Here is a 15,744-nt window from a genome sequence, read left to right as displayed (position 1 = left end):
CAATGGCGGCGCCTGGCAAAGGGAGCGACCTGATGGTCAAGCAATTGCCTGTGATGATCCTGGCCGGCCTGCTGAGCGCCTGCTCCGGCAGCCCCTCTTCGGACGATGACCCGGCGCAGCCGCCCAAGGGCGGTTGCTACCAGTCCGAGTGGCAGGCCGAAACCGTACCGGTCATCAACAAGCGCGTGGGCCCTGAAGGCCTGGAGAAGTATGACGAAGACCACCAGCGCAAGGCTCCAGGCTGCCCTTGAACCGATGCGCTTCGTCGGAGCAGGCAACCAAGCGACCGTTGTGTGGTCATCTAGAGGATACGTAATGAAAGCGCTGATGGCCTTGATGGCCCTGGCGACACTGGCAGGATGCTCACTGCTGCAGCCGGCGCAACCCGCCCCGGCAGACGACTGGACCCGTTGGGTCTGTGACAGCCAGGCCGAGGTGCTGTGGCGCTTCGCTGACCCGCAGCAGGACTCGGTCGACGTCCGCCTCGGTGGTGGCGACAAAGTCTACCGGCTCAAATCCGAGCCGAGCGCGTCGGGCGCGATGTACAGCGATGGCGTGCTGGCCTTCCACACCAAGGGCGAAGAAGGCCTGGTGTACTGGGTGGCAACCAACGATCTGATTGGGCGGGGCTGCAAGGCACCGTGACTGGCCGGGCCGCCATGGTGGCCCACACTACTTGAACAGCAACCGCCCCTGCGGCAGGCTTGCACGAAACAAACGACGCTTGTCGGGAGAGAGATACACAATGGCACTCATTAGCATGCGCCAGATGCTGGACCACGCCGCCGAGTTCGGTTACGGCGTTCCAGCTTTCAACGTCAACAACCTCGAGCAGATGCGCGCCATCATGGAAGCGGCCGACAAGACCGATTCCCCCGTGATCGTCCAGGCTTCGGCCGGTGCCCGCAAGTACGCCGGCGCGCCCTTCCTGCGTCACCTGATCCTGGCCGCCATCGAAGAGTTCCCGCACATCCCGGTGTGCATGCACCAGGACCACGGCACCAGCCCTGACGTGTGCCAGCGTTCGATCCAGCTGGGCTTCAGCTCGGTGATGATGGACGGCTCGCTGGGCGAAGACGGCAAGACCCCGACCGACTATGAGTACAACGTCCGCGTTACCCAGCAGACCGTTGCCATGGCACACGCCTGTGGCGTTTCGGTAGAAGGCGAGCTGGGCTGCCTGGGTTCGCTGGAAACCGGCATGGCGGGTGAAGAAGACGGTATCGGCGCCGAAGGCGTGCTGGACCACAGCCAGATGCTGACCGACCCGGAAGAAGCGGCCGACTTCGTCAAGAAGACCCAGGTCGATGCCCTGGCCATCGCCATCGGTACCAGCCACGGTGCGTACAAATTCACCAAGCCACCTACCGGTGACGTGTTGGCGATCGACCGCATCAAGGAAATCCACAAGCGCATCCCCAACACCCATCTGGTCATGCACGGTTCGTCCTCGGTGCCACAAGAGTGGCTGGCGATCATCAACCAGTACGGCGGCGACATCAAAGAGACCTACGGTGTACCGGTCGAAGAGATCGTCGAAGGCATCAAGCACGGCGTGCGCAAGGTCAACATCGACACCGACCTGCGCCTGGCGTCCACCGGTGCCATGCGTCGCCTGATGGCGCAGAACCCAAGTGAGTTCGACCCGCGCAAGTTCTTCGGTGAAACCGTCAAGGCCATGCGTGACGTGTGCATCGCCCGTTACGAAGCCTTCGGTACTGCCGGCAATGCCTCCAAGATCAAACCGATCTCCCTGGAAGGCATGTACCAGCGCTACCTGAAAGGTGAGTTGGCCGCCAAGGTCAACTGATTCGCAGGCCGCACTGAAAAAACCCGCAGCGATGCGGGTTTTTTTATGCCTGCGCTCAAGCGCGCAGATATTCACGGCAGAGCAACCGTTAGTCGGCTACCGTACAGTTTAGGCACTGATAGCGTTCTGATTGCATTGCTTGTTACAAACTCGGGTCTAGAGTAATTATCGGATCCAACCGCGATGTGAAGTCGGTCACAAATAGAGAAGCAGCATGGATGGCGCTCACCCTCAACCTCAGCCAGTGGATGGCAGCTCGGTTCTGCTGGTAGTAGACGATTACCCCGAAAACCTCATCAGTATGCGGGCTTTGCTGGCCCGGCAGGATTGGCAAGTGTTGACTGCCAGTTCAGGGACAGAAGCCCTGACCGCGTTGCTCGAGCACGACGTCGACCTGGTTTTGCTGGATGTACAAATGCCGGAAATGGACGGCTTCGAAGTCGCCCGGCTAATGCGCGGCAGCCAGCGTACACGGCTGACCCCGATCATTTTCCTCACCGCCAACGAGCAGTCCGATGCCGCTGTGCTCAAGGGTTACGCCAGTGGCGCCGTGGACTACATGTTCAAGCCGTTCGACCCGCAAATTCTCAAGCCCAAGGTCCAGGCCCTGCTCGACCAGCAGCGTAACCGGCGCATGCTGCAACGCCTGAGCCGCGAGCTGGAAGCGGCGAGGGCATTCAACGCCTCGATCCTGGAGAACGCTGCCGAAGGCATTCTGGTGGTGAATGCCGCAGGTACCATCAGTTTCGCCAACCCGGCCATTTCACGCTTGCTGGCCGCTGCGGTGGAGCAATTGCAGGGCGCCCAGTTGCTTGACCTGGTGCAGATGGCCAATGCCAATCTGTGGAACGAGTCGGACTTCTACCAGGCCTACCTGGGGCGGCAGATCTTTCGCGTGCACGATGCCCAGTTGCGCACCCTGGGTGGCCAACTGGTGCCGGTCGCGCTGTCCTGTGCGCCGTTGCCGGCCGATCAGCAGGCGATGGTGGTGACGGTGCTGGACATGTCGGTGGTGCGCAACCTGCACCAACAGCTTGAGTACCAGGCGGTGACCGACCCACTCACCGGCCTGCTCAACCGCCGCGGCTTCTATCAGTCTGCCGAGGGCGTGCTGCTGCGCAACGAGCGTTCGGACAAGGCCCAGGCGCTGATGTACATGGACCTGGATGGCTTCAAGCGGATCAACGACTCGTTGGGTCATGAGGCGGGCGATCGCGTGCTCCGCTGGGTGGCAGAACAGCTCAAGGACTGCCTGGGCAGCGAGGCGTTATTGGCGCGGATGGGCGGTGACGAGTTCACGGCGTTGTTCGACAGCCTGCCGTACCCCGAGCAGGCCGGGCGTTACGCCGAGCGACTGCTCGAGCGCGTTTCGATCAGCCAGCAGATAGAAGGGCTGGATGTATGCCTTGGCGTCAGCATTGGCATCGCCACCTTTCCTGACTGTGGCGCAACGGTCGAAGGCCTGTTGCGGGCTGCGGATGCGGCGATGTATGCGGCCAAGCAGGCCGGGCGTCAGCAGTATCGCTTCTATGACCAGGAGCTCAACGGCCGGGCGCGCTCACGGTTGATGCTCGAAGACAGCGTGCGCGCCGCTATCGAGCAGCACGATTTCAGCCTGGTGTATCAGCCCCAGGTGGCTTTTGCCGACGGCCACCTGCGCGGTTTCGAGGCGTTGCTGCGCTGGCAGCACCCCAGTGTTGGCGATGTGCCCCCGGGGCTGTTCATCCCCTTGCTGGAAGAGGCGCGGCTGATCAACCGCCTGGCCAGCTGGATCTACCGCCAGGGCGCGGCCCAGCGCCAGGTCTGGTGCGAACGTTTTGCCCAGGGGCTGGTGCTGGGCATCAGCCTGAGCCGCGCCCAGTTCGTCATGCCGGGCCTGGTCGAGGAGCTGCAGCGGGTGATCCAGGACTACCAGCTGGACCCGGCGCAGCTAGAGGTCGAGGTGGCAGAGACGTCGTTGATGTACAACATCGACGCGGCCGTGAAGCAGATACACCGGCTGCGCGAACTGGGCGTGCGGGTGGCGCTGGATGATTTTGGCGCCGGTGACTGCTCGTTGCGCATGCTGCGTGACTTGCCGATCGACACCCTCAAGCTCGACCGCCACCTGGTTGCGCGCTTGCCGGGCTCTGCGGTAGACGCCGCGCTGGTGCGCAGTGTGATCGGCTTGTGCGCCGACTACCGCATCACGGTGATTGCCGAAGGCGTGGAAACCCCGGCCCAGGCCGACTGGCTCAAGGCCAATGGCTGTGCCTACGTGCAGGGGTTTCTGGTTGCACACCCGATGACGGCGGCGGATGCCAGCGGCTTCCCGGCAATTTTCTCCTGGCCCCGGCCATGATTGGCTAGAATCGCCATTCGCCCCGCCGAATGCAGTGCCATGACCGTATTACGTTACTTGCAAGCCTACCCGCCACACCTGCAGGAGCAGGTACGGCAGATGATCGACAGCGACCGCCTGGGGGGCTACCTGCAGCGTCGCTACTCCGACCGCCATGACGTGCAGAGCGACAAGGCGTTGTACAGTTATGCCCAGGACTTGCGCCAGCAGTACCTGCGCAGCGCGCCCAGCCTGGACAAGGTGCTGTTCGACAACCGCCTCGACCTGACCCACCGTGCCCTGGGGCTCAACACGGCGGTATCGCGGGTTCAGGGTGGCAAGCTCAAGGCGAAGAAGGAAATCCGCATCGCCTCCTTGTTCAAGGAGGCCGCGCCGCAGTTTCTGCGCATGATCGTGGTGCACGAGTTGGCGCACCTGCGTGAGCGCGACCATAGCAAGGCGTTTTACCAGCTCTGTCAGCACATGGAGCCGGACTACCACCAACTGGAATTCGACCTGCGCGTCTACCTGACCTATCGGGAGCTGCCGGGCAACTGTTAAGGACCACGCAGCATGGAAGTGAGCAAGACCAAGAGCAGCTTCTACCGGCGCCTGTACGTGGCCTGGCTGATCGACAGCCAGACTGCGACCAGCGTGCCGGCCCTGATGGAGGCCACCGGCATGCCACGGCGCACCGCCCAGGACACCATCGCCGCCCTGGCCGACCTGGATATCATCTGCGAGTTCGAGCAGCAGGAGGGCGCGCGCAATCATGCCGGGCACTACCGCATTCATGACTGGGGCGCGATCGACAAGCAGTGGATCATCCAGCATTTGCGGCAGATCCGAGAAGTGCTGGGGTATCGGTGATTGTGGGGGCGCAAAACGCCCCCGGCTTTCTCAGCCCTTACGCATGCCGATGTGCGGTATGTCATCCTCCAGGTATTGCTCGCCAACCGCTTCGAACCCATGCCCTGCGTAAAACCCTTGCAGATGCGCCTGCGCCGACAGATACACCGGCGTCCCCGGCCAGCAATGCTCGGCAGCATCCAGCCCTTTCAGCAGCAACGCATGCCCAAGCTTCAGCCCACGCGCCGCCGGTGAGGTCACCACGCGCCCGATCACCACATCACCCCCCTGGGATTGCGGGTCGAGCAGGCGCAGGTAGGCCACCAGCTTGTCATCCTGCCACGCCATCAAGTGCAGGGTATCGCCGGCCAGGTCCTGGCCATCGACTTCCTGGTAACTGCAGCGCTGCTCGACCACGAACACTTCGGTGCGCAATTGCAGGATGGCGTAGAGCTGGTCCTTGCTCAGGTCGGTGTGGTGCTTGCAGAGCCAGTCGATAGACATTGGCGAACTCCTTGAATGGGCCGTCGATCATCGCAAATCCTGTGGCTGTGGACGAGTGGATGATTGCTGCAGGGCATTGCCTGCGCGTCTCGGCCAAAATAGAGGCAAAATGACACTATTGCCCGCTGCCGTGAGCCACGGCTTTGTGTACTCTCATCCGCAGTCGCGGCAAAGGCCGCCTACACAGTGTGCGCCCTCCATTGCAAAAGGACTTGAGCATGCGGCCACTGCTTGGTGTTCTGGGATTGCTGGCAGCCCTGCTGGCTGCGCCAGCCCTGGGTGAAGACAAGCTGCGGCTGGTGGCAGACAAATGGCCACCGTTCACCGATGCAAGCATGCCGGGCGGCGGTTTGGCGACCAGCATCGTTACCACGGCACTGACCCGGGCCGGCTACGCCAGCGGGTTTGAGGAGGCGCCATGGGCACGGGCCTTGATGGGCGTCAGCGAAGGGCGCTACGACGTGTTGATCAATGCCTGGTACAACGACTCACGTACACGCATCGGGCATTTTTCCAACGCTTATCTGAACAACAAGATTCACCTGCTCAAACGCAAGGGTGAGGCCTTCGCCTACCAGCAGCCGTCCGATTTGTACCCCTACAGCATCGCCGTGGTGCGCGATTATGCCTATTCACCCGAGTTCGACAGCGACACCCGCTTGCACAAGGTGGCGGTGCGCAACTTCTCGTCGGCCGTGCGCATGCTGGCAGCCGGCCGGGTGAACCTGGCGGTGGAGGATGAATACGTGGCCCGTTACAACCTGCAACGTGAACCGCAGGCGGTGCGCGATGGCGTGGAGATGGTCGAGCCGCCTCTGGGGGAGAACAGCCTGCATATTCTGGTCAGCCTCAAGCACCCCCAGCACCAGCAGATCGTCGAACGTTTCGAGCGGGCGATAGCGGCGATGAAGGCGGATGGCAGCTATGCGCGCCTGCTGCGCCAGCATGGTTTTTGACCCAGGCCACAAAGCACTCAGGCCGTAGGGCTTTCCTTGACCAGGTGCGCCGCCAGCGTGCGCAACGGTGCCAGTTGCCGGCAGATCAGCGCCAGCTGGGTCTGCACCAGCCGCTGATGTTCATCCAGCTCTTCCGGCATCTGCTCCAGGTCGTTGGCCAGCGCCTCTTCGGCATCACTGTGGATGGCGACCGGTAGCCGCGCTGCCAGGCCGTTGGCGATTTCGTCCAGGCTGTTGGCCAGGCTTTGCCCGGCGCCCTCGATCAATTGCTCCTGAACCTCCGCCGGCAGGGCGGTATCACGGTGTGCGCCCAGCCCCGAGAGGTAGCTGAGCAGGGTGTGCGACAACACCAGGAAGCGGAAGCCGACGTCCGCCTCCTTACGGAAGTGCCCTGGCTCCATGAGCATGTTCGCCAGCGTGGTGGACAGCGCTGCATCGGCGTTGTGGGCGTTGCGCCGAGCCAGGCGGTAGGCGAGGTCGTCGCGCTTGCCATGGGCATACTGCTGCATGATCTGGCGCAGGTACACGCTGGCGCAGGCCAAGGTGTTGGCCAACGCCTTGTTCAGGCGCCGGCCTTGCCAGTCGGGCAGGAACAGGAACACCGCCAGAATGGCGATCAGGCTGCCCACCAGGGTATCGAACAGGCGCGGCAGGAACAGGCCGTAGCCGTCGCCGATCTGGTTGAAGCAGAACAGCACCATCAAGGTGATCGCCGCCGTGGCCAGGGTGTAACGGGTCGTCCGGTTGACGAAGAACACCACCCCGGCGACCACGGCGAACATCGACTGGATGATCGGGTTGGGGAACAGGTCGAACAGCGCCCAGCCAACCGTCAGGCCGATGGCCGTGCCGAAAATCCGCTGCACCAGCTTGCGCCGGGTGGCACCGTAGTTGGGTTGGCAGACGAACAGTGTGGTGAGGATGATCCAGTAGCCCTGGGTGGGGTGTATCAGGTGCACCATGCCGTAGCCGATCGACAGTGCCAAGGGCAGGCGCAAGGCATGGCGGAACAGTAGCGAGGTGGGTGTGAGCTGGGTGCGCAGGCGGCTCCAGACGTCCTTCAGGGAGCGTGGCGAACGGTCGAGCAGGCTGCTGTCACTGGCATCGGCCAGGCTGTCCGGGTTGCTGGCGGCACCCAGCAGGCGGTCCAGGGTGGCCAGGTTGGCCGCCAGGGCCCGCAGCGAACGCAGCAGGCTGCGCCAGGCTGGGTTGTTCTGGTTGCGCAGGTGCTCCAAGGAGGCGTTGAGGTCTTCCAGGGTGTCGGCAAATCGGCTGTCGAGGACAAACGGCTGACGCATGCGGATCGAGCGCGCCAGGTCCTGGCAGGCCGAGCCTTGATGGCGCAGCAGGCGCTGGCAGCGGAACATCACATCGCTGTGGAAGAACGCTTCGGCCAGTGCGTTGTAGGGGTAGTGCGAGGCGCTCACCCGCTCGTGGATGTCCTGGGCCAGGAAGTACAGCTTCAGGTAGCGGCTGACCTTGGAATTTGGCTGGCTGTTGCCGACCCGGTGCAGGATGATTTCCTTGGCGGCGTTGAGCGCCGCGACCACCTTGCCGTTTTGCTGGGCCAGTTCCAGGCGCCGGGCCTCCAGGTCGTGGTGGCGGATCGGCTCGAACAGGTTGGCCTTGAGCTTGAGGTAGCGCCCCAGCTCGAAAAACAGCTTGGCCAGGCTTTGCTGTACCGGCTGGTTGGAGAACAGCGCCTGCCACAGCACCGACAGCAGGCCGTACCAGGCTGCGCCCGCCACCAGCAGCATCGGCTCGTGCCAGAAGTCGGTGACCAGGCCGCCGCGTTGGTCCACGCCGATCATGGTGTACACCGCCGTGATCAGCGTTGCCGAGGCGATTGCGCCATAGCGCTCGCCCAAGGCGCCCAGCATGGTCAGGCCGAACGCCGCCAGGGCCAGGGCAATGGCGAACACCCACGGGTAGGGGAACAGCAGCTCCACGGCCAGGGCAGCGATGGCAAAGCACACCAGGGTCACGGCCAGGGCACTGAGACGGCCCTGCCAACTGTCGTCGGTCTCGGCCAGTGCGCTGGCGATGATGCCCAGGAACAACGGGATCAGCAGGGCCATTTCATCCTGGTACCAGCACAAGGCCATGCTGCCGGTGAGGGCGACCGTTACCCGGATGCTATAGCTGAACTTGTCTTGGCCCCACAGGCGACGCAGTGACTGACGGAACGAGCTCGATGACATGATGGCCTTGGGCTGTGATCGAATGAATACATTGCCGCACGGACCAGCAAGAAGCGTTCCGTGCTGCTGAATGGATTCTACTCTACACGAACTGTGCCGCTGCGTTAGCCGATGCCCACGCCCACTGGAAATTGAACCCGCCCAGGTGGCCGGTCACATCCAGCACCTCGCCAATGAAGTACAACCCTGGGCTCTTGAGCGACTCCATGGTCTTGGACGACACCTCGCGGGTATCCACGCCGCCCAAGGTCACCTCGGCGGTGCGATAGCCCTCGGTGCCGGCAGGTACGACCTGCCAGGCCGCCAGTTTGTCGGCGATCTGCGTCAGTTCGGCCGGGGTGTACTGCTTCATCGGCTTCGATTCGAACCACTGCTCGGCCAAGAGGTTGGCCAGCTTGCGGGTGAACACCTCGCCGAGCACGGTCTTGAGCTCTGCATTGGCGCGCTCGGCCTGCTGCTGTTGCAGCCAGGTCAGGGCGTCACGGTCGGGCAGCAGGTTGATCTCCACCGTGTCGCCCGCCTCCCAGAACGAAGAAATCTGCAGGATCGCCGGGCCACTCAGGCCGCGGTGAGTAAACAGCAGGTTTTCGCGGAAATGGGTGCCGTTGCAGCTGGCGGTGCAGTCCAGCGAGGTGCCCGACAGTTCTGTGCACAGTGCCTTGAGTTGGGGCTCGGTGATGGTGAAGGGCACCAGCCCGGCGCGGGTCGGCAGCAGGGTGTGGCCGAACTGGCGAGCCACCTGGTAGCCGAAACCGCTGGCGCCCAGGGTCGGGATCGACAGGCCGCCGGTGGCGATCACCAGCGACTGGCAGGCGAACTGCCCGGCACTGGTCTGCAGCAGGTAGCCGGTTTCGGTCTTTTCGATGTGCGAGATGCTGGTGTCCATGCGCAACTCGGCACCGGCTTCGTCGCACTCGGCCAGCAGCATGTTGAGGATGTCGCTGGCCTTGTTGTCGCAGAACAGCTGGCCGAGCTTTTTCTCGTGGTAGGGCACACCGTGCTTGGCCACCAGCTCGATGAAGTCCCACTGGGTGTAGCGGGCCAGGGCCGACTTGCAGAAATGCGCGTTGTGCGAGAGGAAGTTGGCCGGCTCGGTGTACATGTTGGTGAAGTTGCAGCGCCCGCCGCCGGACATGAGGATCTTCTTGCCTGGCTTGTTAGCGTGGTCGAGCAGCAGCACCCGGCGGCCACGGCGGGCGCTGAGCTGGGCGCACATCAGGCCGGCGGCGCCGGCGCCGAGGATGATCACGTCGGTGGAATGCACGGGGTACCTCTTGGAGATTGCTGGGCTGCGGCAGGGATATGCATGCCCCTGTAGGAGCGGCCTTGTGTCGCGAACGGGCCGCAAAGCGGCCCCAAAGGATTTCAGAGAATACGAACTTTCAGAACGCGGCCCTTGATCTTGCCGCTGTTCAGCCGCTGCATGGCCTGCTTGGCCAGTGCTCGCTCCACCGCCACAAAGGCCTGGAAGTCGAAGATGGCGATCTTGCCCACCTGCTTGCCCGGGATGCCGGCATCACCGGTCAGTGCACCCAGGATGTCACCCGGGCGCAGCTTGTCCTTGCGCCCGGCAGCGATGCACAAGGTGCTCATCACCGGCAGCAGCGGCTCACCGCCCTTGTTTTTCAGGCTGTCGAGCTGGTCCCAGCGCAACGGGCTCTTCTGCAGTGCCTCGATGGCCTGGGCGCGATGCCCTTCGGCCGGGGCCACCAGGCTGACCGCAACGCCTTTCTCACCCGCACGGCCGGTGCGGCCGACACGGTGCACATGGATTTCGGCATCCCGCGCCAGTTCGACGTTGAGCACCATGTCCAGGCCGTCGATGTCCAGGCCGCGTGCGGCCACGTCGGTCGCCACCAGCACCGAGCTGCTGCGGTTGGCGAACATCGCCAGCACCTGGTCGCGGTCGCGCTGTTCGAGGTCACCGTGCAGGGCCTGGGCGACGATACCTTTGGCGGTGAGGTGGGCGACCACGTCTTCGCACTGCTGCTTGGTGAAGCAGAACGCCACGCACGATTGTGGGCGGTAGTGGCCGAGCACGCGGGTCACCGCATCCAGCCGCTGCTGCGCGTCGATTTCGATGAAGCGTTGTTCGATCTGGTTGTCGGTGTGCAGACTCTCGACCTTGACCTGCTGCGGCTTGCGCATGAAGTCTGCGGCCAGTTGCTCGATGCCGGCCGGGTAGGTGGCCGAGAACAGCAGGGTCTGGCGACGCGCCGGGGTCTTGCCGATGATGCTGGCGATGGCGTCGAAGAAGCCCATGTCGAGCATGCGGTCGGCTTCGTCCAGCACCAGGGTGTTGAGCCCGTCGAGTACCAGCGTGCCCTTTTCCAGGTGCTGCTGGATGCGCCCCGGGGTGCCGACGATGATGTGCGCACCGTGCTCCAGCGAGGCAATCTGCGGGCCGAGCGAGACGCCGCCGCACAGGGTCAGGATCTTGATGTTGTCCTCGGCACGGGCCAGGCGGCGCAGCTCTTTGGCGACCTGGTCAGCGAGCTCGCGGGTCGGGCACAGCACCAGTGCCTGGCAACCGAAGTAACGCGGGTTGATCGGGTTCAGCAGGCCGATGCCGAACGCAGCGGTCTTGCCGCTGCCGGTCTTGGCCTGGGCGATCAGGTCCTGGCCCCTGAGGATGACCGGCAGGCTCTGGGCCTGGATCGGCGTCATCGAGGCGTAGCCGAGGGCGTCCAGGTTGGCCAGCATGGCGGCGGACAGCGGCAGAGTGGCAAAGGCGGTGGTTTCGGTGGTCACGAGGCGGGCCTGTGTAGCGAAGCGAAAAATGCCGCACAGTCTACCAGCCTCGTGGCCATTCGCCCTACGACTCCATGTGTTGTTCCGGACGACGGGCACGCCTTCCGTCTGTCGGCGCCAGTTGCAGGAAGATCGCCGCTGCCAGCATCGACATGATGCCGATGGTGACGAAGGTCAGCTGGAACGCCCCCAAGGTGCTTTCCACGCCTTCGGCACTGCCCGCGGCGGTGAAGCCGCCGAGCAATGCCCCGGCGCAGGCCACGCCCAGGCTAAGGGCCAACTGGGCGACCACCGACAGCAGGCTGTTGCCGCTGCTGGCGCTGGCATCGTCGAGGTCGATCAGGGTCACCGTGTTCATGGCCGTGAACTGCATGGAGTTGACCGCGCCGAGCAGGCCAAGGTGTATCAGCAGTACGGCGTAGGGCGTTTGTTCATCAATCAGCCCCAGGCTGGCCAGCATCAGCCCCAGCAACAGGGTGTTGCCGGTGAGGATGATGCGGTAGCCAAGGCGCTCGATCAGCGGCCGGGCGATGGATTTGGCGAGCATCGCCGCCGCTGCCAGCGGGATCATGCTCATGCCGGCCTGGGCCGGCGAATAGCCCAGCGCCACCTGCAACAGCAAGGGCACCAGGAAGGGCAGGGCACCGCTGCCCAGGCGGGCGAACAGGTTGCCGAGGATGCCGATGGCAAAGGTGCGTACACGGAACAGGCTGGGCGAGAACAGCGGCTCTGGGTCGCGCCCGGCACGCAGCCAGTATGCGGCCAGGCAGGCCATGCCGGCGAACAGCAGCAACATTACCCGCAGGTGTGGCAAGTGCAGCTCGCCCAAGCCTTCCATGGCGATGGTGATCAGCACCATCGCCGCGCCGAACAGCAGAAAACCCGGGCCATCGAAGCTGGTGCGCTCGGCACCGCGCAGGTCGGGGATGAACTTCCACACGGCATAGCAACCGATGGCGCCCACCGGCAGGTTGAGCAGGAAGATCCAGTGCCAGCTGAGAATCTCCACCAGCCAGCCGCCGACCGTAGGGCCGAGCAGAGGGCCGAGCAGGCCGGGGATGGTGATGAAACTCATGATGCGCACCAGTTCGGTGCGTGGATAGGCGCGCAGCACCACCAGCCGCCCGACCGGCAGCATCAGCGCGCCGCCCAGGCCCTGGACGACCCGCGCCAGGATCAGAAAGCCCAGGCTGTTGGCGGCCGCGCACAGCAGCGAGCCAAAGCTGAACAACAGGATGGCGCTGAAGAAGATGCGCTTGGTACCGAAGCGGTCGGCGATCCAGCCGGAGGCGGGGATCAGCAAGGCCACGGTGAGCATATAGGCGATGATCACGCCTTGCATGCGCAGCGGGTCCTCTTCCAGCGAGCGGGCCATGGCCGGCAGCGCGGTGTTGAGGATGGTGCCGTCCAGGGACTGCATGAAGAAAGCGATGGCCACTACCCACGGGATCCAGCGGGCGGTGACGGGGTCGAGCGGGGTGCGTTCGGGCATGACGTCCTCGTTTGTCAGTACCGGCCTCTTCGCGGGCTTGCCCCGCGAAGAGGCCAGCAACGCCAATCACAATGTCAGGGTAAGGCCTTTGACCAGAGCCCCCGGCAAATGACTCGACCCGGTACTGCGCTGTCCATAGGTACTGGTGGAAAGGATCATCTCGCGCTCGCGGGTCAGGTCTTCCAGTTGGTTGCCCAGCAGGCTGTACAGGCTGTCATCGAAGCGCATGGTGCTCACCGGCCCCTGAATCTCGCCATTCTCTACCCAGAAGGTGGCAAAGCGGGTCAGGCCGGTCATGCGCGCCGCTGGCAGGTCCGAGTAGTTCAGGTACCACAGGTTACTGATATACAGCCCGGTGCCAAGCCGTTCGAGGATCGCCTCACTGGCCAGGTTGCCCGCCGCCAGGCTCAAGGCGCAGGGCGACTCGTAGCTGTCGGCGCCATTGGCCTGCAGTGCGAACTCGGCCGCGCTACGCGCGCTGATCAAACGCTGCACGGCCTGGCCTTGGGTGATCAGCGGCACATCGAGGCGCGGTGAACCCTCATCCGAGAACGCCGGGCTCAGCGAGCCGCTGACCTGCTCGTCGAAGCTGACCAGCGGGCTCAAGCGGGCATCGCCGTTGTACAGGCGTTGCAGGGCGCTGTTGCCGGTGGCCAGCGCCTGCGCGGAAAAACCGCCCCAGCACAGCATGCCGGCAATCTCGTCCATGGCCGCAGGCGCCAGGTAGGCGCGGTAGCTGCCCGGCTTCAAGGTAATCGCCGGGCGGCCGAGGAAGGCCAGCTGTTCGCGGGCCTGGCGCAGGCGAGCGGTGAAGTCGTCGGCGTGCCACACCTGCCCGGCATAGTTGGCTTTCACTGCTTGGCCGTTGCTGTGGAACAGGCTCCAGTCCATGTTGAAACTGTTGGCCTGGTGCCAGCCGAAGGCGCCGAACGAGCTGGCGAAACCGCGACAGATCGGCCCGGCGGCATAGATGCCGACCAAGTCCAGGTCGCCGGCTTCACGTTCGATCAGGGCAAGGACCTCATCCAGCTCCGGCAGCGGGTGATCCTGCTGGCTATGGCTGTGCCATGGGGTATCGTCCAGGCGCAGGTAGGGGTCGACCGGCAACAGCGGCAGGGTCTGGCGCAGTTGGCTGAGGGCATCGGCCAGGCGCGTGCGGTCCAGCACGGCATCATCGCCGAGGGTGATCTGCTGCTCGGCCTGGCGGCCGTCACGCATCAGGCGCACTTGCACGCTGGCCTGGCTGACCTCGCCGGCCTGGCGCACCTGGGCGTGGTTGAAGCGGATGAACTGCGACTGTTCGGCGCTGTAACCAAGGGTGAACTGCTCGCCCACCTGAAGGGTATCGCGCAGGGCGCCAAGCAGGGTTTCGAAGCGTTGCTGGGGTGTGGCGCTCATCAGGCGTCGCCTCCGAATACGTCGATCTGGCGGAACACGCAGGCCGGCGAGGCGTGGCCGACTCGTACCACCTGGTTGGGTTCGCCTTTGCCGCAGTTGGGCGTGCCCAGCACCTGGAAGGTGCTGCGGTCGCCGATTGCCGACAGGTTGCGCCAGAACTGCGCCGAGATGCCGCGGTAGTTGGGGTTTTTGACGACGCCCTTGAGTTCGCCGTTCTCGATCAGTTGGCTCCACTCGCAGCCGAACTGGAACTTGTTGCGTGCATCGTCGATGGACCACGAGCGGTTGGTGCGCATCAGGATGCCGTGCTCGACGCCCTTGACCAATTGTGCCAGCGAGCGGTCGCCTGGCTCGATGTTGAGGTTGGCCATGCGGTCGATCGGTGCGCGGTTCCAGCCACAGGCACGGCTGTTGGCCACGCCGTCCAGGCCCGAGCGGAACTGCGACAGGGCGCCGCCCAGTGGGCGCAGCAGCAAGCCGTCGCGGATCAGGAATTGCTTGCTGGCCTGGGTGCCGTCATCGTCGTAGCTGTAGCTGGCCAGCTCTTCACCGATGGTCGGGTCGAAGGTCACGTTGAGCAGCGCCGAGCCGTATTGCAGGTGGCCGAAGTCGCTGGCTTTGACGAAGCTGGTGCCGGCGTAGTTGCGCTCGTCGCCGAGAATGCGGTCCATCTCCAGTGGGTGGCCGATGGACTCGTGAATCTGCAGCATCATCTGGTCGGGCATCAGCAGCAGGTCGCGCGGGCCGCTGGGTGTATTGGGTGCCAGCAACAGTTGCAGCGCTTCGTCGGCGACGCGACTGGCGGCGCCGACCAGGCCACAGCGCTCGACGATCTCGAAACCGCCCTGCTGGCCGAAGTTGTCCCGGCCCAGGCTGCGGCTCTGGCTGTCCTGGCCGTCGCTGGCGGTCACGCTCAGGCCTGGGAACAGGAAACGCTGGGCGTGGCGCAGTTCGGCGCCGGCAGAGTTGAGGTAGGTTTGCTCGACCACGCTCATGCCCAGGCCGGCCTGCCAATCCACCAGGCGGCTGTCCTTGGGCACGCTGGCCGATTCGGCGGCGAGCAGGCCGAGGCAGTCGGCAAGGCTGGGCAAGGGTTGATCGAAGTGGGGCGAAACGTGGTCGTGGCGCGCGCTGGTCACCGGTTGCTCGCGCAGGTCCAGCAGGCTATGCCCGGCGATCTGCCGGGCCAGGGCTTCGGCGCGTTCGAGTGCCTGTTGCAGGCCGTGCTGGGACAAGTCTGCGGTGGCTGCATAAGCCTCCACGCCATTGACCCGCACGGTGAGCATGGCGCCCTCGTCCTGGCTGAAGAACGGTGGCTCGGTCACATTGCGGCGCACCGACAGCGCCTGGTGCGACTGTTTCACATGGCGCAGGGAAAACAATTCCGCCGTGCTGCGCAGCGCGGCGAAGCGCTGGCGCAGCAGGGCGCTGGAATCGAACATGCGGGAACCTCCGAGTCAGTG

The 15,744-nt window shown here is 64.3% G+C and carries 14 protein-coding genes; 7 read left to right on the top strand and 7 right to left on the bottom strand.

What is annotated here, in order from left to right:
- Positions 1 to 32 precede the first annotated feature (32 nt).
- The 6 genes from LOY26_RS24535 (at position 33) to LOY26_RS24510 (ending at position 5,000) form a co-directional block, all read left to right on the top strand.
- Positions 33 to 251, top strand: a complete 219-nt coding sequence (locus LOY26_RS24535; protein WP_033702581.1) for a hypothetical protein — start codon at positions 33 to 35, stop codon at positions 249 to 251.
- Between the two features lie 64 nt (positions 252 to 315).
- Positions 316 to 645, top strand: a complete 330-nt coding sequence (locus LOY26_RS24530) for an MliC family protein (RefSeq protein WP_258714199.1) — start codon at positions 316 to 318, stop codon at positions 643 to 645.
- A 100-nt stretch (positions 646 to 745) separates the two neighbouring features.
- Positions 746 to 1,810, top strand: coding sequence for a class II fructose-bisphosphate aldolase (gene fba, locus LOY26_RS24525; RefSeq protein WP_016501943.1), 1,065 nt, complete (start codon positions 746 to 748; stop codon positions 1,808 to 1,810).
- Between the two features lie 214 nt (positions 1,811 to 2,024).
- Positions 2,025 to 4,151 carry a bifunctional diguanylate cyclase/phosphodiesterase gene (locus tag LOY26_RS24520; RefSeq protein WP_186663501.1) on the top strand — a complete coding sequence of 709 codons (2,127 nt, stop codon included), beginning with the start codon at positions 2,025 to 2,027 and terminating at the stop codon, positions 4,149 to 4,151.
- Positions 4,152 to 4,190: 39 nt separating this feature from the next.
- Complete coding sequence (locus LOY26_RS24515; protein ID WP_186663502.1) at positions 4,191 to 4,691, top strand: M48 family metallopeptidase; 501 nt, start codon at positions 4,191 to 4,193, stop codon at positions 4,689 to 4,691.
- 12 nt (positions 4,692 to 4,703) lie between these two features.
- Positions 4,704 to 5,000 (top strand): helix-turn-helix domain-containing protein, encoded by a 297-nt coding sequence (locus LOY26_RS24510; protein ID WP_033701873.1) that lies wholly within the window; start codon positions 4,704 to 4,706, stop codon positions 4,998 to 5,000.
- Between the two features lie 30 nt (positions 5,001 to 5,030).
- Here the strand turns inward: LOY26_RS24510 and LOY26_RS24505 are convergent, their stop codons facing one another.
- Positions 5,031 to 5,483 (bottom strand): GNAT family N-acetyltransferase, encoded by a 453-nt coding sequence (locus LOY26_RS24505; protein WP_258714198.1) that lies wholly within the window; start codon positions 5,481 to 5,483, stop codon positions 5,031 to 5,033.
- 218 nt (positions 5,484 to 5,701) lie between these two features.
- On the opposite strand from LOY26_RS24505, the gene LOY26_RS24500 reads away from it, so the two are divergent.
- Positions 5,702 to 6,439, top strand: a complete 738-nt coding sequence (locus tag LOY26_RS24500; RefSeq protein WP_186652819.1) for an ABC transporter substrate-binding protein — start codon at positions 5,702 to 5,704, stop codon at positions 6,437 to 6,439.
- Between the two features lie 17 nt (positions 6,440 to 6,456).
- Here LOY26_RS24500 and yccS read toward each other — a convergent pair whose 3' ends face one another.
- From yccS to LOY26_RS24470, 6 genes are all read right to left on the bottom strand, one after another.
- Complete coding sequence (gene yccS, locus LOY26_RS24495; protein ID WP_186652816.1) at positions 6,457 to 8,640, bottom strand: YccS family putative transporter; 2,184 nt, start codon at positions 8,638 to 8,640, stop codon at positions 6,457 to 6,459.
- Positions 8,641 to 8,722: 82 nt separating this feature from the next.
- Entirely contained in the window at positions 8,723 to 9,904 is a 1,182-nt protein-coding gene (locus LOY26_RS24490; protein ID WP_186652814.1) for an NAD(P)/FAD-dependent oxidoreductase, read from the bottom strand.
- 101 nt (positions 9,905 to 10,005) lie between these two features.
- A complete protein-coding gene (gene dbpA, locus LOY26_RS24485; RefSeq protein WP_236643895.1) occupies positions 10,006 to 11,343 on the bottom strand; it encodes an ATP-dependent RNA helicase DbpA in 1,338 nt (445 codons plus the stop codon).
- 112 nt (positions 11,344 to 11,455) lie between these two features.
- On the bottom strand, positions 11,456 to 12,883 hold the full coding sequence (gene mdtD / locus LOY26_RS24480; protein WP_186663505.1) for a multidrug transporter subunit MdtD: 1,428 nt from the start codon (positions 12,881 to 12,883) through the stop codon (positions 11,456 to 11,458).
- A gap of 66 nt (positions 12,884 to 12,949) precedes the next feature.
- The gene (locus tag LOY26_RS24475) at positions 12,950 to 14,281 is read right to left on the bottom strand and encodes a TldD/PmbA family protein (RefSeq protein ID WP_186663506.1); all 1,332 of its coding nucleotides are present in this window, start codon (positions 14,279 to 14,281) and stop codon (positions 12,950 to 12,952) included.
- Complete coding sequence (locus LOY26_RS24470) at positions 14,281 to 15,723, bottom strand: TldD/PmbA family protein (protein WP_258714197.1); 1,443 nt, start codon at positions 15,721 to 15,723, stop codon at positions 14,281 to 14,283. Before LOY26_RS24470 ends, LOY26_RS24475 begins: the two co-directional genes overlap by 1 nt.
- Positions 15,724 to 15,744 lie beyond the last annotated feature (21 nt).

The sequence above is a fragment of the Pseudomonas sp. B21-047 genome (assembly GCF_024748775.1).
GTDB classification, from domain to species: Bacteria; Pseudomonadota; Gammaproteobacteria; order Pseudomonadales; family Pseudomonadaceae; genus Aquipseudomonas; species Aquipseudomonas capeferrum.
The sequence above is the reverse complement of the archived record's forward strand: the minus strand, read 5'-3'. Positions and strand labels throughout refer to the sequence as shown.